At 31.7% G+C, this 22,591-nt stretch carries 21 protein-coding genes; 10 read left to right on the top strand and 11 right to left on the bottom strand.

Annotated elements, in window-relative coordinates:
• Window position 1 precedes the first annotated feature (1 nt).
• Window positions 2-544, bottom strand: a complete 543-nt coding sequence (locus tag H527_RS0108755; protein WP_027412358.1) for a nucleotide exchange factor GrpE — start codon at window positions 542-544, stop codon at window positions 2-4.
• Between the two features lie 167 nt (window positions 545-711).
• Here H527_RS0108755 and H527_RS0108750 point away from each other — a divergent pair, with 167 nt between their 5' ends.
• Window positions 712-1,386 (top strand): YceI family protein, encoded by a 675-nt coding sequence (locus tag H527_RS0108750; protein WP_027412357.1) that lies wholly within the window; start codon window positions 712-714, stop codon window positions 1,384-1,386.
• A 65-nt stretch (window positions 1,387-1,451) separates the two neighbouring features.
• Here the strand turns inward: H527_RS0108750 and H527_RS0108745 are convergent, their stop codons facing one another.
• The 3 genes from H527_RS0108745 to H527_RS0108735 all read right to left on the bottom strand — a co-directional run bounded on the left by H527_RS0108745 (window position 1,452) and on the right by H527_RS0108735 (window position 3,750).
• Entirely contained in the window at window positions 1,452-2,369 is a 918-nt protein-coding gene (locus H527_RS0108745) for a TIGR01777 family oxidoreductase (RefSeq protein WP_027412356.1), read from the bottom strand.
• A 173-nt stretch (window positions 2,370-2,542) separates the two neighbouring features.
• Window positions 2,543-3,232 carry a tRNA (5-methylaminomethyl-2-thiouridine)(34)-methyltransferase MnmC2 gene (mnmC2, locus tag H527_RS0108740; protein WP_027412355.1) on the bottom strand — a complete coding sequence of 230 codons (690 nt, stop codon included), beginning with the start codon at window positions 3,230-3,232 and terminating at the stop codon, window positions 2,543-2,545.
• Between the two features lie 11 nt (window positions 3,233-3,243).
• On the bottom strand, window positions 3,244-3,750 hold the full coding sequence (locus tag H527_RS0108735) for a DUF4920 domain-containing protein (RefSeq protein WP_027412354.1): 507 nt from the start codon (window positions 3,748-3,750) through the stop codon (window positions 3,244-3,246).
• A 180-nt stretch (window positions 3,751-3,930) separates the two neighbouring features.
• On the opposite strand from H527_RS0108735, the gene H527_RS0108730 reads away from it, so the two are divergent.
• Entirely contained in the window at window positions 3,931-4,998 is a 1,068-nt protein-coding gene (locus H527_RS0108730) for a branched-chain amino acid aminotransferase (protein ID WP_027412353.1), read from the top strand.
• A gap of 67 nt (window positions 4,999-5,065) precedes the next feature.
• Here the strand turns inward: H527_RS0108730 and H527_RS0108725 are convergent, their stop codons facing one another.
• The gene (locus tag H527_RS0108725) at window positions 5,066-5,452 is read right to left on the bottom strand and encodes a pyrophosphohydrolase domain-containing protein (protein WP_027412352.1); all 387 of its coding nucleotides are present in this window, start codon (window positions 5,450-5,452) and stop codon (window positions 5,066-5,068) included.
• A gap of 420 nt (window positions 5,453-5,872) precedes the next feature.
• Between H527_RS0108725 and H527_RS0108720 the strand changes: the two genes are divergently transcribed.
• From H527_RS0108720 to H527_RS0108700, 5 genes are all read left to right on the top strand, one after another.
• Window positions 5,873-6,565, top strand: a complete 693-nt coding sequence (locus H527_RS0108720; protein WP_027412351.1) for a hypothetical protein — start codon at window positions 5,873-5,875, stop codon at window positions 6,563-6,565.
• Window positions 6,558-8,462 (top strand): sensor histidine kinase, encoded by a 1,905-nt coding sequence (locus H527_RS0108715; protein WP_035087714.1) that lies wholly within the window; start codon window positions 6,558-6,560, stop codon window positions 8,460-8,462. Before H527_RS0108720 ends, H527_RS0108715 begins: the two co-directional genes overlap by 8 nt.
• Window positions 8,459-9,085 carry a response regulator gene (locus H527_RS0108710; RefSeq protein ID WP_027412349.1) on the top strand — a complete coding sequence of 209 codons (627 nt, stop codon included), beginning with the start codon at window positions 8,459-8,461 and terminating at the stop codon, window positions 9,083-9,085. The genes H527_RS0108715 and H527_RS0108710 overlap by 4 nt, the downstream gene beginning before the upstream one ends.
• Before the next feature lie 129 nt (window positions 9,086-9,214).
• The gene (locus H527_RS21730; RefSeq protein ID WP_051316702.1) at window positions 9,215-9,841 is read left to right on the top strand and encodes an SDR family oxidoreductase; all 627 of its coding nucleotides are present in this window, start codon (window positions 9,215-9,217) and stop codon (window positions 9,839-9,841) included.
• Window positions 9,842-10,130: 289 nt separating this feature from the next.
• The gene (locus H527_RS0108700; protein WP_155837844.1) at window positions 10,131-10,343 is read left to right on the top strand and encodes a hypothetical protein; all 213 of its coding nucleotides are present in this window, start codon (window positions 10,131-10,133) and stop codon (window positions 10,341-10,343) included.
• Window positions 10,344-11,148: 805 nt separating this feature from the next.
• Here the strand turns inward: H527_RS0108700 and H527_RS0108690 are convergent.
• From H527_RS0108690 to H527_RS0108665, 6 genes are all read right to left on the bottom strand, one after another.
• Entirely contained in the window at window positions 11,149-11,619 is a 471-nt protein-coding gene (locus tag H527_RS0108690) for a glycosyl-4,4'-diaponeurosporenoate acyltransferase CrtO family protein (protein ID WP_027412347.1), read from the bottom strand.
• A gap of 431 nt (window positions 11,620-12,050) precedes the next feature.
• Entirely contained in the window at window positions 12,051-15,173 is a 3,123-nt protein-coding gene (locus H527_RS0108685; protein WP_027412346.1) for an SIR2 family protein, read from the bottom strand.
• A gap of 662 nt (window positions 15,174-15,835) precedes the next feature.
• A complete protein-coding gene (locus tag H527_RS0108680) occupies window positions 15,836-17,173 on the bottom strand; it encodes a site-specific integrase (protein ID WP_027412345.1) in 1,338 nt (445 codons plus the stop codon).
• Window positions 17,174-17,186: 13 nt separating this feature from the next.
• Window positions 17,187-17,546, bottom strand: a complete 360-nt coding sequence (locus H527_RS0108675; protein WP_027412344.1) for a hypothetical protein — start codon at window positions 17,544-17,546, stop codon at window positions 17,187-17,189.
• Between the two features lie 95 nt (window positions 17,547-17,641).
• Window positions 17,642-18,451 carry a MerR family transcriptional regulator gene (locus H527_RS23915; RefSeq protein ID WP_155837843.1) on the bottom strand — a complete coding sequence of 270 codons (810 nt, stop codon included), beginning with the start codon at window positions 18,449-18,451 and terminating at the stop codon, window positions 17,642-17,644.
• A 113-nt stretch (window positions 18,452-18,564) separates the two neighbouring features.
• Window positions 18,565-19,329, bottom strand: a complete 765-nt coding sequence (locus H527_RS0108665; RefSeq protein WP_027412342.1) for a hypothetical protein — start codon at window positions 19,327-19,329, stop codon at window positions 18,565-18,567.
• A gap of 252 nt (window positions 19,330-19,581) precedes the next feature.
• On the opposite strand from H527_RS0108665, the gene H527_RS0108660 reads away from it, so the two are divergent.
• From H527_RS0108660 to H527_RS0108655, 3 genes are all read left to right on the top strand, one after another.
• Window positions 19,582-19,899 carry a hypothetical protein gene (locus H527_RS0108660; RefSeq protein ID WP_027412341.1) on the top strand — a complete coding sequence of 106 codons (318 nt, stop codon included), beginning with the start codon at window positions 19,582-19,584 and terminating at the stop codon, window positions 19,897-19,899.
• Window positions 19,896-20,039, top strand: a complete 144-nt coding sequence (locus tag H527_RS23910; RefSeq protein WP_155837842.1) for a hypothetical protein — start codon at window positions 19,896-19,898, stop codon at window positions 20,037-20,039. The genes H527_RS0108660 and H527_RS23910 overlap by 4 nt, the downstream gene beginning before the upstream one ends.
• Before the next feature lie 94 nt (window positions 20,040-20,133).
• On the top strand, window positions 20,134-21,474 hold the full coding sequence (locus H527_RS0108655) for a hypothetical protein (RefSeq protein ID WP_155837841.1): 1,341 nt from the start codon (window positions 20,134-20,136) through the stop codon (window positions 21,472-21,474).
• Window positions 21,475-22,591: the final 1,117 nt, after the last annotated feature.

Below are 22,591 nucleotides of genomic sequence, written 5' to 3'. Positions count from 1 at the left end.
TTTATTGACCTGTGACCACTTTTGGAAAACGAATAACTTTATCTCCTAACGCATATCCTTTTTCTATTACATCAACTATCTTACCTTTTAAGTCCTCACTTGGAGCTGGTATTTGAGTAATTGCTTCATGATCATCTGCATTAAAAGTATCTCCCGCGCTTACTTCTACTTCGGACAACCCTTTGCTTTTTAAAGTTTCTTTTAATTTATTATGAATTAATTCTACTCCTTTAATAAGTTCTTTGTCTTCTGATTTCATAATTTCTTTTGAAGCTCTGTCAAAATCATCTAATACAGGCAACATAGATTGAATAACATCCTGACTAGCTGTCTTGAATAATTCTAAACGCTCTCTGGAAGTTCGTTTTTTATAATTCTCGAACTCTGCAAAGAGTCTTAAAAACTTATCTTTTTCTTTCTCCAGCTCTTCTTTAAGTCCCGTTTCTAAATCTATCTCTTCTGTTTCTGTTTCTGTAACAGGAGTATCAAGTACTTCTTCTACTTGATCTTTTACATCGTCGGTGTTTTTATTTTTCTTACTCATGTAACTCGTATCTTTTGTACGTTTTCGTTTTCAAATATCAAAAGTACTGCCAATCTTAAATTAATGTCATAATGTCACAGATTTTTTTTAGTATATATTTAAGAATATTCCCCTTATAAAAAAATAATTTTGAACATATTTTAAAAACACTATAAACTAATATAAATATGAAAACCAAATTTATTACCGTACTTGCTGCAACTGCTCTTATAGTTACAGCATACTCTTGTAAAGGAGAAAAGAAAAATGAAACGGAAGCTACTACTGCTGAAGAAGTAAAAGAAGCTCCTGTAGAGGCTGTTTTATACAAAGTAGATGTAACATCTAGTACTATTGAGTGGACTGGATTTAAGCCCGCTGAAAAACATACTGGAACATTAGGATTGGTTAGTGGTAGCCTTGAACTTAAGGATGAAAATATAGAAAGTGGAGCTTTTGTGATTGATATGAATTCTATTACAGTAACCGATCTAGAAGGTGACGAAAAGACTTCTTTAGAAGGACATTTAAAAGGTGAAGGCGAAGGAAAAGAGGATCATTTCTTTAATGTTGCTAAACACCCTAAAGCAGTTTTTGAAATAACAGGAATTTCTGAAAAAGATGGTAAAACTTTTATTGATGGTAATCTAACTATAAAGGATATCAAGAAAAATATTTCATTTCCTGCAACAACTTCTATTAATGAAAACACAATGACTTTGGATACAGAGGCTTTCACTATTAACAGAACAGAATGGGGTGTAAATTATGCTTCTAAATCTGTTTTTGAAAACTTAGGAGACAAATTCATTAACGATGATATTGAATTAAAAATTAGTATAAAAGCTAATAAAGCTCCATAAAATTAGAGCTGTTCTATCTTTTTAAGGAGGGTGTTTGAAAAATCAGACACTCTCTTTTATTAATATTACTTTTTAAAATCCTCAATAAGCACATCTACTGCAGATCTTATATTATCATAATCAAAAATAAATCCTGCTGTAGAAATCTTGTCATTACATACACGTTGGCTAGAAAACAAAATATTGTGCATCTCTCCTAGTATAAGTTTCATTAGAAATTTAGGTATATTAGGTAATATTATTTTTTCATTTAGTTTTTCTGCTATTATATATGTAAGTTTTTCATTAGAAACAGGATTAGGGGCTACGGCGTTAAAAACACCTGTTAGTTCTTCTTCAATAACAAACAAGAACATACGAGCCAAATCATGAATATGAATCCAGCTTTGCCATTGCTTACCACTACCAAAACAAGCTCCTAGTTTTATTTGTATAGGCTTTGTTATTTTAGGAAATGCTCCTCCTCTGGCAGATAATACAAGTCCTATACGTAATAAACTTACACCTATACCCAAGGTTTCGAATTGCAAAACAGCATTTTCCCACTGGGTAACTACTTCTGCTAAAAACCCAGAATCTTGCTCAGATACATCTTCTGTATAATAGTTTTGAAAAGAATTAGGATACACACCTACTGCACTTGCCGAAACAATATGCCGAATAGAGTGCTTTGTGTTTTTTAAGGATTCTAAAATAAGAGAAGCGGTACCTGTCCTGCTTTCTAGTATTTCTTTTTTATAAGAAGAAGTCCATCTTTTTGCAACTGTAGCTCCAACAAGGTTTATAATAACTTCTACTTCATCAAAACATTCTGCATCCAATTCTCTTTTTTTTGGATCCCAAAAATAACCTCTATAATTTGGTTTAGAATCTATTTTGGATGTACTTGTAGTTAGGTAATTTACATCTATATTAGATTGATGACATAGTTTTACTATTTCCTTACCTATCAAACCTGTTGCACCAGTAATTAAAACTTTCATCTGTTTTTTTATTGAATTTTCATTCACACCCCCAAAGCAAAATTACGAGGTATGTTTCTAAAAATATATTTTGTTCTTAAGGCAATCATAAGGTTTATAAAAACCTCTATCAGTGATTAAACTTAAGACAAAAAATATCCTGTTACAACAAAATCTATTTCTTTATTATAGGTTTAACAATCGTTTATATCATTCTTAGTTGCTCTAAGCATCTCACGTTTTCCTGGGGGGCCAGGAAGCCTTTCTACTTTAAAACCTACTTCTAACATTGCTCTTCGAACACTTCCTTTAGCTGCATATGTAACCAAGACACCTTTTATTCGAAGTGCATCATACATTTTTTTAAAAATTTCTGAAGTCCACAGTTCTGGTTGTACCCTAGCTCCAAAAGCATCAAAATAGATCAAATCATATTGATTTTGATCTATTATATCTACAAAGAACTGTTTACGCTTAGTAAGATTAAAATTGGAATTAATTTTGGCAGGTTGTTCCCACATAGATTGATGCATTCTTTCAAAATCAGATTCTCTATTCTTTACCAAAAGTGCTTCTGGATATTTCATAAGCATCGCCTCTTCTATAGAAACTGGGTACGCCTCTACTCCAACATAATCAACAGATAAGTTATTTTGTTCTGCTTCTAAAAAAGTTATAAAAGCATTTAGCCCTGTTCCTAAACCAATTTCCAGAATATGAATAATATTGGGGTTATTTTTGTCTAAAACATGATGTAGACCACTTTTTATAAATACATGTTTTGCCTCATTAATTGCTCCATGCTTAGAATGGTACTGTTCTTCCAATTCTGGCAAATGAATAGTTTTTGATCCATCTGCAGTAATAACTATTTCACGTTTTATGCTATCCTTCATTATTTTTTTATCAAAACACCATTAGCAATAAAAGAGTATGTTTTTTTTGGAACAGTAATATTAGCTATTTCTTCTTCTGTTTTTCCTGCATCACTGGCAAAATGACGTTGCTCTTCCACAGAAACTTCGCTTACAAATGCTTTACCTTGGATTACTACAGTGTCATTTTCTATATCTTTTGGCACAAAAAAACCATAATCTTTAAATTTCACCATAGTTTCTGTATCCTTATCCAAAGTAACTCTCATCCAACAACCTTTAGCTTTGCATACCGATTTTACAGTACTAGAAAAAGTAATTGCTAGAGTATCCCCTTCCTTTAAATCTTTATATTTATTGGTTACAACTTTGATATCATCTATCTCATCTACAATAATTTTGTTTCCAAAACTCTTGTAATTATCTTCTATATTGGTGGTGATAGTTGAAGAAGTTTCTTTTTTAACAGAGTCATTACAGCTAAAAAGTAACAGTAATCCTATAAAAAATGGCGTGTATTTTTTCATCATCTTTGATTATTCTTATGTTTTGTAAAATTAAACATTTATACAATTCCTATTTTACAAGAAAAAGGTATTTTTACAATGAATTTTAAAAGGTGTTAGTTATCACCTTCATTTTCAGACAAAATATAGGATAATGAACTCAGGATAGCCTAGTATTGCTATCTTTTAAATTTAGAAAGGATGAAAAACATAATTTCTCAAACCTTAGAAATTAATACCGTAAAGGAGTCTAAAATAGGACAAGTAGATTTTGAAAACCTTAATTTCGGAAAAATATTCACCGACCACATGTTCGTCTGTGACTATGCAAATGGAGAATGGCAAAGTCCAAAAATAATTCCTTATGGTCCACTAACACTAGATCCTTCTGCTCGTGTTTTTCATTATGGGCAGGCTGTTTTTGAAGGAATGAAAGCGTATAAAGATGATAATGGGGACACCTTTTTATTTAGACCTGATGAAAATTTTAATCGTATTAATAAGTCTTCTGAACGTTTAGCAATACCAGAATTTCCTAAAGATTATTTTTTTGAGGGACTAAATGCTTTGTTAAAATTAGATAACGATTGGATTAAATCAGGTTTTGGAAACTCTTTATACATTCGTCCATTTGTTATTGCTACCCAAGCTAGTGTATCTGCATCTGAAGCAGATGAGTATAAATTTATGATTATATGCTCTCCTGCACAATCTTATTATAGTGGAGATGTGAGTGTTTTGGTTGCCGAAAAATTTAGTCGTTCTGCCAGTGGTGGTTTTGGGTATGCAAAAGCTGCAGGAAACTATGCAGGGCAATTTTATCCTACTAACCTTGCGAAAAAAGAAGGATACCAACAAATAATCTGGACAGACTCTAATACACACGAGTATATGGAAGAAGCCGGAACAATGAATGTCTTTTTTAGAGTAAACGACATCTTGCTTACTGCTCCTGTTAGTGATCGTATTCTGGATGGTATTACTCGTAAAAGTTTAATTACTATTGCTGAAAAAGAAGGCTATAAAGTAGACGTGCGACCTGTAAAGGTTAGTGAAATTGTAGAAGCTGCAAAAAATGGTAGTTTAAAAGAAATTTTTGGAGCAGGAACTGCAGCAGTAGTTAGTCCTATTAAAGCTTTTGGATATCAAGGAAAAAATTATGAGCTTGCTAAACAAGAAAACTCCTATGCTTCTTATTTCAAAAAAGCATTAATGGATATACAATACAATAAATCTGAAGATTCTTTTGGATGGAGGTATAAGGTTTAAGAGATCTAAATGCTATATTATAAAACAAAAACTCCTGAAAAAATATTTTTCAGGAGTTTTTGTTTATTTATCGATCTAATATCTCCTTTATGTTTGGTTTAAAATATTTAGGTCCTTTTAGCACTTTACCATCTTCTCTGTAAATTGGCTGTCCGTCCTCTCCTAGCTTACTCATATTACTACGCTGAATCTCATTAAACACTTCTTCTATTTTGTGCTGCATACCATGTTCGATAATGGTGCCACATAAAATATATAACATATCTCCTAATGCATCTGCCACCTCTACCAAGTCGTTATCTTGAGCAGCTTCCAGATATTCTTCGTTTTCTTCTTTCATTAAGTTAAATCGAAGCATATTTTTCGCCTCTCCCAAATCTGCAATTGGTTCATTTTTATATCCTATCTTGAATGAGGTATGAAATTCTTGTACTGCTGCAATTTTATCTTTCATCAATATATTTTTATAGATTATCTTTGCCGTAAAAATAGCAAAATATGTTTAGTCAAGGTCAGTTAGTATTTGCAGGAATTTTTGTAGTAGCTTTTATTATTTTAATGATCTTTAGCTACCGAAAAGACATCCAACTACATCGCAAATATTATAAGGGCAGCATCTTTATTCTCGTAGGTTTTATTATCTTTATTTTGTTGCTTTTTGTATTAAAAACGTATTTACAACCTGAGTAAACCATATACACCCCTAGTTTTCTGTCAAAATAATTATTTTTTGGATTAATATCTTAGGATGCTTAATCCTATTTCCCTTTAGTATTTATACCTGATACAAGGAAAATACCCTGTGTTGGGTATGGAATCCTACTCTTTTTTTTGAGAGTTTTGAGGTATAACTAAATAACTAAAATAAATTATTATGAATTTTGAACTAACGGGGACTATTAATTTTAGTGAAAGCTATGATATTAAAATACCGAAAAACAAATCTGAAAAAATCATACCTGATAAAAGGTATCAATTTGTTTATGCCAGTCAATTATACGGAACTTTCTTTGGAATTTTTGTGAAATTTAAAACATCAAATCTTGATCGTATTAATAAATCCTGTACAGTAGAAGCTGCCGAATTTATGTTGGTTAATTATAGTGGTGAAATTAATTTAGGAATTGTTGATATTGAAAAAGATAAAATTGAATATAAAAATTTTCGTGTTCTAAATATGGATGGTACAATAAGTGATCTACAGTGTTTAAATTTTGACATTACAGTTAAAGGTTTAGAAGAGAGTTTTAAACCATATCCGGTAAAAGTTGATTTACAAATAAACAAAGAGAAACATAAAAATATTTACTTAAGAGTAAACAGAAAATTAAGACCTCTACATCATTCAACATCTAATGACGGAAAGTTTCCTGCAAATGAGCCTCATGCAGTTAAAAACCAAGTATTTGATAGCGAGACTTATAATAGAAGTGGTCTTTTTTATAATCAAACTAAAAAATTACATAAAGATCCTAAAGCAGCTCTTATAATGCCTACGTATGATGAAAAACCTGCTGCTCCTTGGGGTTCCTGTATACCAGGCTATAATAAAATTATTTTTGAATAAACTTATATTAAATATAGTATTCATTTTAAGCTGTGTTACTTTGTATGGTTCTACAACTATTAAAGAGAAAGACACAGCTTACTACACTTATTTTCAAAATCTAAAACAATTAGAATATAAAAATGCTAAATATCATACCAAGTATATTAAAAATGAGCAAGTGGCTTCTTTACTTAATGATCTTGCCGAAATATTATATTATCGAGATGATTATGCTTCTAAAAAAGTAAACCCCTTAGAAGTTGATACTATTTCTAATCGCGTTATGAGTAGTATATCATTTTTAAATCTAGGGTATATTAGTCTGTATACTAATTCAAATAATTCTAAAGCGTTTAATTACTTTTCAAAAGCATATCAATCTTCTTTAGAACTAGAAAATATAGAATTAAGAAAAGTATGTTTATTAGCGATCTTAGAATTCTATCGTCAAGAAATATTACAAAGCAATGACCTTTATAAAAAGTACTTAAAAGAATACAGTACTATAGCAGATCAACCAATTGATCATTTTTGGATAATATTATATGAAATCATTTTTTATACCAAGTCAAAAGATCTGAACAACAGATTTTTTGACAAAATAAAAAAGCTTGAGAGGCTATCTAATTTAAACAAATTTAACGACCAATGTCTATCTAGATTTGATATACAAAAAGCTTATAAGTTTGAAGTTTTAAACCAAAAGGATTCATCTGTATTTTATTATCAGGATATTATTCAAAAAAACTTAAACCAACCTTTTAATAAACATTTAGTTTTTAAATCTTTAATTCGGTTATCAGAGGTACATGCAAAAGAAAAAAAATATGCTATGGCTTTACACAGTATCAATAAAGCCGAAAAGTATAAGAATAACTCGGATACACTAAAAAGTATGTTTTATTTACTTCGATATCAATCCAAAAACCTGGAGAAATTACATCGATATAAAGAAGCCTATGATGCACTTAAAAAATCTTTAGAAATTGAATATGATTTAGATTATAGAAAAAATACACTACAAAATTCTAAATTAGAAATTCAATTAAAAACCACAGAAAAAGAAAAAAAGATAGTCCAACTCCTTAATATCAACTTAAAATCTGAGGCTAACAGAGTACGTAATCGCAATCTATTCATTGGTGCTATTTCTTTTATTGTTATTGGTTTAGTCATCGCTTTTTTAGTCTATAAAAACAGTAAACGTAAACAACATATAGTAGAACAACAACACGAAATAGAACTCCAAAAAACAGAAAAATTATTAAAAGAGCAAGAATTATCTGCTATTGATGCGATGATATCGGGGCAAGAAAAAGAACGGCAACGTCTTGCCAATGATTTACATGATAATCTGGGGAGTACCCTTGCTACCATAAAACTTCATTTTCAGCATTTACGAAACAATAAAGACAATCCTAAAATCCAGAATATTGAGGAACTATACTCTAAAACAAATACTTTATTAGAGGAAGCATATCAAAAAGTAAGAACCATTGCACATGAAAAAAATAGTGGTGTAATGGCAAACCAAGGATTACTGCTTGCTATTAAAAATCTGGCTAAAAAAGTATCTAATAGCAATTTACTCGTAGAAGTACAAGATTATGGACTAGAACAACGATTGGATAACGCCTTAGAAATTACGATCTTTAGAATGATACAAGAATTGATTACCAACGCCATTAAACATGCTAAAGCTACCGAAATACATATATCCCTAACCAATCATGATTCGCTTTTAAATATTATTGTAGAGGATAACGGTAAGGGATTTGATGCTAAAGTATTGCCTAAAAAAGAAGGAATGGGACTGGCAAATACAGAAAAACGTATAGAACATCTGGAAGGTACTTTTGAGATCGATTCTACCATAGGAAAAGGAACTAACATTATAATAAACATACCTATATGATAACTATTGCAATTGCTGAAGATCACCAATCGTTAATAGATGGTGTAGAACTGCTTCTTAAGTACGAAAAAGAAATTAGCATTGTAGGTATGGCAAATGATGGGGAAGAATTATTAAAAATTGTTCGTTTAAAACGACCAAAAGTAATATTAACCGACATTAGAATGCCAAAAATCGATGGTATAGCGGCAACCAGAATTATTAAAAAAGAACTTCCGCACAGCAAAGTTATCGCATTTTCTATGTTTGATCAAGAAGATGCCGTTCGACAAATGATCGATGCAGGAGCATCTGGATATATTTTAAAAAACTCTCCTTTAGAAGAAGTTTTAACAGCAATCCAACAAGTAGCAAAAGGAGAAACCTATTTTGATGCTGCTATCGACCCTTCTCTTTTTTTGGGCGAAGTAAAACAACTTGCTAAAAAACAAATTTTATCCAAAAGCGAGCGAGAGATTTTAACACTTATAGGACAAGGAAAAACCTCATCTGAAATTGCTGCGATACGATTTAACTCAGTTTCTACTATTGAAACACATCGTAAAAATATTATCCGAAAATTAGATCTGCATGGCAAAGGTGAATTACTACGTTATGCAATTGAGAAAAAATATGATTTCTAAATAATGCTGATTCTTATTCATAACATAAAACACTTACATCAGATAACACACATTAAAACTACTTAATCCCATCTAGTTACCAACTAAATGCATCCAAAGACCTTTCGACCTCATTCAAGCACCGACTAAGTGCATCCAAAAAATGGAGCAATTGTAATAATTGTTTCAAGCAATCAAAAACGCATAGACAATGCTTTGAAAAAGCTCCCAAACCAAAGTAAAGGTTACGCTATAGACATAACAAACGAAAATCAGGTAAAAAAGCTATTTGAAAAAATTGGTTCATTTGATCATCTGGTTTTTACGGCAGGTGAAAGCTTAGTCATTAAAAATGTTGCAGATATTACATTAGAGGCTGCACAGAATTTTTTCAATGTTCGTTACTGGGGTTCATATACAGCAGTAAAATATTCGATACCATTTATTAAAACAACAGGGTCTATTACCTTGACTAGTGGCATTGCAAGCAATCGTCCTAATAAAGGCTGGGCTTTAGGCGCAAGTGTTTGTGCCGCAATAGAAGGTTTTACTAGAGCGATGGCAATAGAATTAGCCCCAGGAATGGTAAAAACTGAACTTTGGAGTAATATGGCGGAGAGTGACCGAGAAATGATGTATACAACTATTGCTAAAAGTCTTCCAGTTCAAAGAGTCGGTTATGCCGAAGACGTTGCAAAATCTTTTGTTTATTTATTAGAGCAAAATTATGGAACGGGACAAACGCTTATAGTTGATGGAGGTACTTCGCTTATATAGCTATATAAACAAGAAAACGTAATGAATCCATGATCAGATGTACAATCGATAGTTCAACCTATTCATTCGTATTGGAAGTAAGCCGAATTTTACTGTTTTTCTATTTTTTTTTCGAAATCACAGATATTAGACACTCCATATTTTGTTGTAATGAACCTGATATTTTGATTATCAAACTTAATTACATAGCATCTTTTAATAGCTTGTTTTTTAATTTTAAAACATCTTTAAAAAACAATTTATAAGATTGCTATACGTTAACTTATCTAAGGTAATAGATATAACAAAAATGAGTATAGAAGAAACTTTATTAGAATATCATTACGCAACAGGAAAAAATTGGGCATATTCCATTGAACCTGTTGAAGAAATTCCTTTCGATGTATATGATATTCGTTCTGTGTGCATTAATAATGTTCATATTCAATTCTACGAAAAAATGGATATTGACAACGGTAATAGTACAATTTTCTGGAAACTAGATTTTATAAAAACGTTTTAAATAGACATTTTGTAACTGTTCAGCAAACCACATCTTGTGTACTTATAAAAAAGCGTTATCGTAAATTTTATGTAATTACTCTTTTAAATACTTATCAGGATATTAATATTTAGAACATATTCTTGAAATACAGAATATGACAAATACCATCTTAAAATCACAAATGAATGTGCACTGTAATCTGAAACAACCACTTATACATAGTATTATTCGCATTGGAATAATTTTCAAGAAATACAGTTTTATATTTTTTTAGGACTATAAAAACTGCAACGATGTAGATAATGTATTGTAGTTCTCCTACTATTTCATAAAGTACTAAACTTTGCTTTGAGAAGTTTGTTATGTAAAAAATAGCAAGGAATAACAGAAAATGAAGAATGTGTGTTTTTTTAATCTTAAAATTAGAATAGCAAGCGGATAATACATAGAGATAAAACAAGGGTAATTGTAATAAACTAGACGAAACTTTTAAAATATGCAGGTAAGGGTAATCTAAAGTCTTGTTGGTAAAAAAACCAATTAAGTCAAATGCGATGACCAGTAAATAGATACCAAAAACTCTATTAGGCAGTTTATTTTTTGTTTTAACCGTAAAAAGAAAAACAGAAAGAAGTAGCATTATAAAAACAACAATCTTTCCGATAGTTTCAATAATTTCTATTTTGTTTTCCAATAATTTTGTGTGTATTTTTTAATTCCCTAGCAAGTAGAGCCTGACAGCCCTGTTATTAATCTCTGATAAAAATAGTAATCTTTTAAAACTATCGGTTGTTTTATACTAAATAATGAGCTTATGCAATTGCTACTGGTGTTCCCTATAGTTTTTAATTAATCTATCTATTCGTCTTTTATTTTCTTGCTGCAATAGCGAAGGATATAAATTCATTACAACATTTACTATCATAAAAATCAATCCAAATATAATATTGCCTTTAATTAATTTTGCTACGACAAAAAAAGTTACGAAACCAAATCCGATGAAATGACTTATTTCGGCAAATGTCATTTCTTTTCGTATTTCATTTAAATCCGTTATTTCAACTTTCTTTTTAAATTTAAGTTTTGGATTGAAGTATTTAAAAAATGTATTTTTTACAATCCATTTAAAAGCTTTAAGTCCTATTCTTTTATTTATAGTCTCGCTTTTTATCAAATTTAGATTTGATAATTTTTTATAGCTTTCTTTTTTACTTAGAAAAGCATTAACAATCATTCCAACCATCCAAGAGATAAAAGTTATAGAAATACTATAGGTAAGATACTTAATAATCATTTTTTTAATTTGTAGCTAATAGTAAATATAATAAACGTTGTTGTCCTTAGGGGCAACTTTGTTTTTTATATAGCAGTGGTACTTTCACAATGTTATTATTTTATTTCCACTAATTCGATATTTGAATCTTCATTATTTTCTATGATTATATCAGACTTTTTACATGGAAAGTTTTTCCAAAATTTTAAACATTCGGAAGTTTGCTGATACTCGAATCTTAAAAATTTTCCTGAATTTCCTATTTGAATAAGTGATGATACTACTTGTGGTTTTTTGTAACTAGGCAAGCGACTCTCTAAATGTCTTGCTAACTTCTCGATCCCCCTTTATTTACAAATCCCATATCCCTCAACTAGGCATATAGCGCTGGCCTATCGGCATGCCATATGCTTATTTATTAGTAGCTAGTACTTATTTCCGAGATTACAATTTCAAATAAAATATCTATAGTCATATTCTATTTTCTCTTTATTTTCAATCAGTTTTCCGATTCTAGCGATATCATTTGAAGATGAAATTGTTGCAGGCAATTGAGAGTACATATTTAAGGAATTCCAATTCATCTTTGTAAGGCCTAAAATTTCATTGGCAATTTGTTCTAAACTTCCTGTACCATAATGTTTGATTATTTTTAGTGGTTTAGGAATATATCTGCCTCCTGGGTAGAAATTGAGTTTAGGATTTTTGACAGATGGTACAACTCCGTGAGCCCATAGTAATGCTTCACTAGCATTTAATTGAATACAGGTCCCTCTAGAGACAGAATAGCCATCTATTTCAGTTTTTCCATTTTTAATTTTACTTGAAACATATTTTATATCATCCTCTAAGTTTATTTCGACTAAGTCTACAAGTTCAATTTTTATATTATCATAAAGACTATCTAGAATCCCCTGCTTTTCATCATCAGTAAAAAATGTCCGTTTATGAATTACTACTCTCTTTGGGATTTCGTTCATTGATTCATAGAAAAGATTGATTACATTCTTACCAAACTCATAAGCGTCATCATAACCTAAATGAGGTTTTTTATGACGCCATTGAATTTTATCATTACTAATCTTTGATAATTTGTATTTTAAACCTTCTCCTGAAGAACTGTAAATATGGCTGCAGCCTAAAATAATGTGGCCTTTATCTTCTTTCTTGGAATCAATACTATATCCTATACCGGCAAAAGCCGTTTTTTTGTCTGTATTACTTAATATCCAAGGTGTTCTTAATGACTTAACAAAATAAGATAAAGACAACCACCAATTTATTTGGCAACTTTGTTTTACATCTTTAATTGTTTTCTCTCTAATAAATTGAGATGTAACTCGTTTTTCTACACAAAATGCCTTTACGTAATCATGTAAATCATAAGACTCTCCATTTTCATGATAGCTAGTAAAACTATCCCATCTTTTTGGAATATAAATAACTATAATTTTTTGATTTCCTGACGCAGTTATTTTTGTGATTTTATCACAAATATTTCTCTTAATTTCATGAATGTTTTCTTTGAGAATATGACTTTTTGGTTCAGATACAATTTCCCAGTTAGAAGAAGTTGGTTCTGGAATATTTAGGCTTAAACCATATGTTTTGTAAAAACCTTTAAAGTCTATAATGTAATTATCTTTTTCGCTATATTTCTGTATCTCTTGATTCTGTTTAGATAGAAAGTTGAATAATGCTACAGAATCTTCTTCAGGGGAAATAATTCCTAATTGTATTGTAGAGTTTAAGAAAGTATTGAGGTTTGTTTCAAAAGGTTTATTCTCAATGAGACCTCTCATAGGATGAATGTCAGATGTATGTTTACCACCATGTTTCGTTGAGAAAAGCAACGAAGATTCCTTAAACTGAACACCTTTGAGGCTAATATGTTTTGATGGTACGTTATGAGTATTTGTGTAATTGTTGTTTAAGTCACAGATATTTGTAAATAATGGAATCTTTCCAATTTTGAAGTTAAAACCACTAGCAGAATTTAAAGGGAAGTCATATTTAGTCTCTGTTATTAATACTAAGCTCCAATTTTTAACATAGTCATTAAATTCACTGTTCCATATTTTATGATAAAATGTTATTCCTACTTGCTGAATTATATCTTTAGAGACTTCCTCATTTTCTAATACAAAACTTGGATTAAGCACTAAATAAAATTTACCTTTTATTTTTTCTAATGAAAGTTTTATCGCATTATATACTTTTTGATTAGCAATTTTTTGATACTGTGATGACCAAATTTTATTTCTATAATTTGTTTTAAACCCTTTTGATGCTGATAATACCTTACATATTGCAGATAGCATTAACGAATTTATACCTGAATGATAGATTCTTGTATCAGTTAATGGTTTTCTTACAATATCACTTGATATTACAGATTTAAAGGCTGTCTTTATTGTTTCTAAAGTTCCAAAAGCCCAAATTTTATTTTGATATGGAATTGCAGATATATCATTTCTTTTTAAAGCAATATTATTTACAGCTTCCCAAGGTTTTTCATTTAATAGGGCGTCAAATACGAATACTTCATCAGGAAACTCTAAAGGGAAACAGTTACTCTTTAAAACTTTATTTATCCGCTCAGGTTTTAAATTAAAGGGAGTAAATGAATCATTTTCGTTTTTTGATTGCTGAACGGAGTTTAGTTCATCTTTTAATTTTTTTTCACTATCAACAACTAATTTAGTGATATTAAGCATTGTAGTATCAAAACCATCTGTTGGGATATAAAAGGCTTGTCTATTATTCTTATTAACGTGGTCAATTAATTTAGAAACTTCAGGATTGGTGTTATTTTGGTATCCACACCAAAATAGCATTCCAGCACCTGATTGTGAGTACGCTTCTTTTAAAGTATTCATTAATGACAAATCTCGTCCGCTATACCCTAGAACAATTAGGTGTTTATCTTTTACATACTCTATAAGTTTTTCTCTAAATGTTTTGTCCTGTTCCTTTAATTCTTCATCTGTATTTTTTAAGTCACCATACTTAAAATCACCATGAAGTTTGATGATTGGTAATTCATTTCTACTTTGGGTTCTTTGGTTTATTCTATCAACTGTCCCTAGGGATATTTCTAAACCTTGTATACCACCTAAGACGCATGAATTCATTAATAAATCGTCAAAATTAGTTGTCCATACAGAATCTAATATTCCATGTTTAACTAGCAAAGGAATTGTACGATATCCAATTGCAGGTTTTATATTTGAACATATTTTTTGGAAATATTGGCTTCTGTTTTTGTCAATTGGAAAACATTTTTTTGCATAAAAAGAATACTCTTCATTACAACCATTTTCAACATAATTTCCTTGATTATCTAACCATGATTGAATGGTGCTTTGAACCTTTGGATTTTTAAAATTATCTATCCAATCATCAGTCGATGGATTATTACTTTTATATATAGTTCCTTTCCAGTCCCATATACAGTCATTTGCAGAAGGAATACCTGAACTGATTGAGCTTCCTGCTCCCAATAAAAGAGAGTATGTGTTGTTTTTACTTATTGAAACAGACCTGAGAAATTCATCAAATTCTAATTGGTTCATATGGTTTTTTCGTATTGGTGGTAACAACATTATATAGTTACCAAGATACCCATATCCTTTACTTATTAAAAATATAAGTACCTATAAATTTTTAAAGCTCTAAAGTAAATTACTTTTTAGAAATAGGATTACGGATATCCGTATACAGGGGTTGTTTTTATAAAAAAGAATAGAAATATTTTAGTAAATACTACCAACACTACTTATAGCTAACAATTTCAATAGCACTTCGACAAGCTCCCTGTGATACATTTCGACAACATAGTTAACAATTTCCTCGTGTTAGCTGAGGATTTCGACAACATAGTTAACGGTTTCCTCGTGATAGCTAACTCTTTCGACAACATAGCTAACAATTTCTTCGTGTTAGCTGACTCTTTCGACAACATAGCTAACGATTTCTTCGTGTTAGCTGAGTCTTTCTACAGATTTACCCTTCAGGAGTATCAGAATTTTTGTGGACTGAGGTTCTCGAAGTCCAACCTTCTGGTATTTTACCCTTCGAGAACCTCAGGGTTGTTTTCTTTGTGTTATTTTTGGAATTACAACTTAATTAACTTAAATTCAAATATTTATAATACATTCTATGTCGTTTTTTTAATCTATTTTCTTTTTCAATTTCAATAAAAGTACGGAATAAAAGTACGGTTTGGTTGTGTATTTCAACCAAAAATCCGCACCTCTTGTATCGCTTTGGATACCACTCTTTCATCTATATAATGCTTTTGAAGCACCTGATCACTGGTATGCGAAGAGAGCAATTTAGTATCTCCTTTTGCTACTTGTTCCAAATAGGTTAGATAGGTTTTTCTCAGGCATTTGAATTGAAGATTTCTATCCGTTTCTAATTGCTTATAATAGTGACTGAACCCTTTCGATAATTTTTCCATAAGTGTCTGTGTTTTATAACTGGTTCTGTCTGGGCATAAAATATAATCGTCGCTTCCTTTTTTATCCAGATACCCCATTTGTATCAGGATTTCTAATAAGCCTTGAGTTACGGGGATTATTTTTGGAGCTACCGTATCCTGTCCTTCTTCCTTTTTTATTCTTTCTACTTTCAAATTGGCAACCTCTATATAGACAGGACTATTATTTTTCTCTCTAATCATGTTCCATTTTAGAGAAACAATTTCCTCTCTTCTGCCTCCTGTGTGCAATGCCAATAAAAAACCATCTTTAAGAAAAGGGGCATAAAAATTTGTTCTTGGTCTTACTTTTGCTGTGGGGCTAACATAGATACCATTTTCAGGGGTAATACGATCTAAAAGAGCATAAAACTCCTCTGATGTGATGGTTTCTTTATTGGAAGTTGTTGGTTTGCGTACCACAATAAATGGGTTTTTTAAATACGGTTGGTGGTGTTCTATGATCCAATTAAAAAATAGTTTTAAATGCCCCATGTGTCTGTTATAGGATCTGTTTCCGAATTCGCGGACTAAATACTGGTGAAAATAACCAACGTGGGTATCTTCAATTCGATCCACAGGAAGCAATCGAACATCTATTTTTTTACTTTCTAAAACTTTATTGAAATATTTCAACGATCGGATATGGGTTTTTATATTGGTAGAAGACCTGTTTTTCTTTTTATGCTCTGGAACTCCCACATCTGCCAGATGATCTACATAATTAGATTGCGCATTTAAAAGATATATCCGAGAACTTCTTTTCTCCACACGGGTATTGGGTACATTAAATGTTTCTTTATTAAAATTATTGGAAAATTCAATAGCCTGAATTACTGCCTCATCGTAAGAAAGGGCAGGCAATGTTTTACTGGTAGTTCCTTTTATGGTGCCAGGAAGGTGGAGACGAACTTTATACTTTTGACATGCTGTATGCTTGCACGTAGAAAATCGGTTTCCACTTTCTCCGCAACTAGGCTCTAAAACCTTATCCTTTTCTGTTTTCTTTGTCCAGGAAAAATATTTAGAACACTTGCTACAATAGATAAAAAGCCCTTTGTGTTTGTTTTTAGGTAATTTCTTTCTTCTCATTTTAGATATGTTTTTAAGATGGATCGGCAAGGAAAGACTTCGCAAACTCAGATTTAGGGCAAACTTCCAAATTTCTTGCCTTTTCCATTTTGGTTTCCAGAGTCATGGCGAACTCCACACTTTCGTTGTTTAAATAGCATTGGTATAATTTGTCCCAATACTCTGGATAGCGTTTTTTAAAAAGGGAAACTATCCTTTTGTCTAATTCTGCGTTTACCAAAAACCGATAGGTTAGTGTTTTATTGGCTATTACAAAAATTGGGATATCCATTTGCTTGCACCAGTTGATAGCAACACGTACGCTGGATGCTTTTAGGATACCACTTAATTCTTTTAATTCTATAAACTTATTGTCTATTTCATTTGTATTCATTTTAATACTTCATTGCTGCTTCTCCAATGGTAGCGTAGGTTAAAGCAGTAGTGAGAAATAGGCATGACTTGTAGCGGTCATCTTGCTTTGATTACTTATTTTCTTTTAAAATTTGTTCGTATGGTACGGTGGGCTGATACGATCTTCCCGTTTTGTTGTTTGATTTCTATATTCTGGTATTCTCCTTCTTTGAGCAGTTTTTCAATTCTTTCCACATCCTCAATTCGTTCTGTTCCTTCGATACCATCCATCTCTCCATTGCGTTTCAGAATCTTGATGGTTCGGAAGTTTTTGTTCCTGAGTATTTGCAGTATTTGTATTTCTTCCTTATTCAACCCTGCCAGATCACTAAAGTCAGGATGCTGGTATACGGATTCTAAATTGGATTTTACCGCTTTGTGCAATAGGATTGCCGTATGGTTTTCTATCTCCCCTGAAGCTAGCTTCGAGAAATAATCCTTTTCATCCAATATCCATATAGCATCCATTTCCGTAGCATAGGTAATAATGATATAGATAGGCTGATTATAGAGCAAAACGCGAAGCGTATAATATTCCAATGCAGGATACTCGTTGTTATCCTCTGCTTTGATTTTTTCAAACAAGACCTCTTTAAAGGCTTTCATTTCTGCATGGGTAAACCGTAACTTTTTAAGTTCATTTAGAATACTAATCCAAACAACGTCCAGTGGACTGTAGTAACTCCATTTGGTAGTGGCTTCAGGATCTCGTTTGTCTTCCAGAACCCCTTCTGTTCTCCAGGTATGCAAGGTCATTCTATGGATGCCTTTCATTGCTTTGGCTTCGAAAAGCAGCTCGTTTATGGCTTCACTGTGCTTTGTAAAATCCTCTTTTTTTGATTTCATGTATATCGTATTACTGTTATTGATGCTGCTAATATACAAATATAATGTCACGTAATTGTATCATGACATTATATTTGTATATGACTTTATATCGTTGTACCAATATGCCTTCCTCTTATTAGAGAAAATTCAAATGGATACAACGATTCCTTTTACGTATTACTTTTTATTGTCAATAGGGCTTTCAGAGTTTCAGTCTGCCCTTTCTGTGCTTCGATAGTCATACGGTTACTTTCTGCCAAATCTGCATGCAGCTTTTCTCGATGTTCTTTAAGTTGCGCTACTTCTATCTTTAAAGCTTCTATCTCTTTAGTGGTATGTTCCTGTTCTTTTTCCAGTTGTGTAGCAACACGCTTGCTATCTATTGCCATCCAGCCCAGTAGTATAATATGGTCAAACAGCTCTATCCTCATTTTTCTTTTTTCTGGCACTGTAGGCAAGGAAAAAGACAAACGAAGTTGTTCTTTGATATGGTCTATTTTTTCTTCTATTTCCTTATAGTATTCTGTTTGCTCTGTTGTTCTTCGCTGTTTATTTTCCATTCTGAAGAGTTCCAGCTTGCGATCCATTTCTTGAAACACCTCTTTTATAGATTCCTCTTTGGAAGAAGGCAACGCCTCTTTCTCGGATCGGATGGCATCTTCTGGGGCATACCCCAGATCATAGAAATAATTGAAATCCACATTAAAATATCTGGCGATATTAATCAACAAAAGATGTGGTGCACTTTTTTTCTTGGTTCCCTTTTTACCATCTCCCTTCATTTGTTCCACAATGTATTTATTGTTGGAATAAAACCTATATCCAAAAGAATAATAGGAGGTAAATTCTAAATTAGTTTGGGTAGATTCATGTTTTTCTATCAAATAATCCACTAGTTTGAGTAGCTGGGTATCTACAATATCGAACTCTTTCATATTAAATTCACGTTAATAATTTACAAATAACTATTGATTATTAATTAGTTAATGAAAACAACATACTTTTTGTTATAGGTTAGTTATTATGTAACTATATTATACCTATATTTGGTGATTCAAGGTTTAAAATTAACTTTTTAGTGTTTTTGTATGGTTTGTAAATTTCATTAAAACAAATATATACAAAAACTACCTAATACTTAACTATTTTTTACCTAAAATTTATAGAAACTATAAAATTGTAAAAAAATGTACACCAGAAAAGATTTTAAAAAACAAGTAGAAATGCTCTATATCTATTATAAAGAGCCTGCAAGTGAACTGATTAAACGATCTAAACTAACCAAACCCACGGTCTATAAGTTTTTAAAAGGCGGTGTTTTAAGATCCTATAATCAGGATACCTTGATGGAACAGGTCATTACAATGAATGAGGAAGCCCTTGCAAAAAGAAAAGCATTACAAGAGCGCGCACAAAAGGTAGTGCAATTAGAATTAGAGTTAGAGGGAGCAAACGGGTGTACCGCGATTCGATATACCGCCAGAAAAAACCAACAGGGAAAATGAAAATACTACATATCAGCGATTCTGAAAACAAGGAACTCATGGGTACTGTAAAAGAGCTTTGCAAACGCAGGGTTCGTCCAACTACCACTCCCATTTATTTTAAAAAATTACAGCTTATAAAAGATGCCCTGACCAAATAAAACTTTTGGGCATAAGGTATACTACAATCAATTGCTTTGGAGCGATTGCAGGATTCTTATGCCTTGTTTTCAGGATATAAACACCAACATTCTTATGATTATTGACTATTCCGTTTCTTTTCAAGTACTGGATCAATTTGTTTTTCGATTTAATAAAGAACAGCCCTCTATGGGAACCAAGGTTCGCCAATCCATGATTGCCACCACCAAAGAGATTATAAAGATTTATGGAGTTTCTCTTATAAAGTCGGATAAAGTACAACCTCTGGACTTACACAACCTTCCTTCCCTTCGAACCAACAATATGCAGCTTGCTAAAATTACACAAGCTAGTGGAAGAACCATACAACGGCATATTGACCGATTGTTGGAATCGGGCATACTGACCAAAAAAGTATGGCATGGTTCCCACTCCTGTTATGAGCTGTTCATAAACCCCAAAATATTGTGGATAAGTGAGCTAGAACGTGTTAAAAACTCTAAAAAACGGGAGCAAGAGGAGAAAAAATCAGATACTGATAATCAAGTATTTACAAATAATAAAAGTACAAAATGTCCGCATTCATATACATATAAAACTACATATAAAAGAAATAATAGAATAATAGCTGTGGATAAGTTAAACGATTTGTGGACAGGAAATCTCGACCAGAATTCTGAAAAAGCAGAAAAAACACAAAGGAAAGACCTGCTTCAAAACGGAACTCAGATGGAAAATGTTTTGGAAAAGCAAACTGAAGCAGAAAAAAAAGCAGAAAAAACACAAAGGAAAAACCTATTTCAAAATGATGCACAAAGGAAAGATGCATGGCGGGAGCAAGTTGCGCCAAAAAATGATGCAGCGCAAGGGAAACACACCAGCGCTGAAAAAATCAGGGCGCAGCAAACTGGGGCGGTTGACAACCAGCATTCAGACGCTGCCCGCCACGCTTTCCTATTGCAACATGCCGATGCCCTGTGGGAATTTGCAAAGGAAAAATTATACAAGAATGCCTGGCTGACCAAAAAGCAATGTACTATTGCTAAAACGTTGCTTTACCAGTGGTACGAACCTGTATCTGATAACAGAATAGAACACGTACATCAGGTCTACAAAGATCGAATTCTTCTGGTGGAAAAGTATATCAAAAAAGACCCCGACAAACGCTTTGTCACTCTGCCGCACCTGTATTTCGACCCGAAAAATCCCAATGGATTTACTGGCACAAAACCTTGGTATGAAACACAAAAAAAGCACAAGGCATCCCTGAAATTACAACAAATTGTACGCTGTCAGATTCAAAAATTCAAAAGAAACGAGGCAAAGGACACCGCAGAGGCGCGCCCTCGATTAACGGTGTTTCGTGAGTGTGAACAACGTATTGGCAAACTACAGATCCCATCTTTATTACAACAATTCTATGCGGAAGTGTTACAACCCAATGCACAAATATAAATTCTTAACTATAAAAAAAATGAAACAAAAAACCAGAAACAAAAACCCCCGTATCGGGCTAAAACTAAAAAAAGCAGTTCAAAATTTGCACATCGATGTGTTCGGATATGAACCCAAAGTAACCCAAAACATCCAATAAAGAGACGAAGGCGATATGCGTAAAGAATTCTAATTGCTCTAAAAAATAGTACACTTTTGCTCCTTTGTATTCCTTCCTGTTTTCCAACAATCAAAAGATTCTGTCATGGAGAACTAAAAAATAATCATACCTGATTATTCGATTGGGGCTTTTTTGATGTTCTTAATACGATCTGTATAAATAGGATTTTTAAAGTTAAAATGGTCTTATCTTTCGTTTTGATTATAGATATTGGTTTCGGGTTAAGACGGTAGTATTAAAACATAGAAAAAGAGTGGTCGACAAAGATCTCTTTAAATGTTTTCATAACGGAATAATCCTTACCTGTGAATCCTATATAAAAATACAATTTTGAAATCGACCTAAGAAGATTCAGTGATTCTTAATAAAATAAATATCAGAAACTAAAGCAGTTCAAAATCATTATTAAAAAGAGGCAGGTATATAGATCGCTTATAAAGAATAATAAACAAACAACCATTTAGTTTCGATAAGATTTATTTCATCCGACTATAGAAGTTTGTTACAATAGTATATGTAATGATTCAAAATATTCAATAATTAAGCTAATTGAAATATGTAAAAGGAAGTACCTTTTGTGGATACATTGCATATACAATAGAAAAACAACTGATCCTAAACTGAAAAATATATCGTTCTAACCTTATATTACCAATAGAGAACAATATAAAATATTTATAAATCATCTTTTCAAAAGGATCTAAAAAAATCATTTTAAGGTCACTTTGTAGTCATTTTTAAACGACTACAAACGACTAATGTAAATAATTAATAGAGTTACAAATACCATAAAAAGATAGCTTTCAAGTCGTAAATCTTATGTGTATAGAGAACAAATAGATCAATAAAATCTAGTATCCAGTATTTCCTATAAGGAGGACACGTGAGTTTTTACTATAGCAATGACCAAGTATTTCTTATAGGGATGACACGTGAGTTTTTATTATAGTAATGACC

Source organism: Aquimarina muelleri DSM 19832 (assembly GCF_000430665.1).
Lineage (GTDB): Bacteria > Bacteroidota > Bacteroidia > Flavobacteriales > Flavobacteriaceae > Aquimarina > Aquimarina muelleri.
This window is presented reverse-complemented; position numbering and strand designations above follow the sequence as displayed.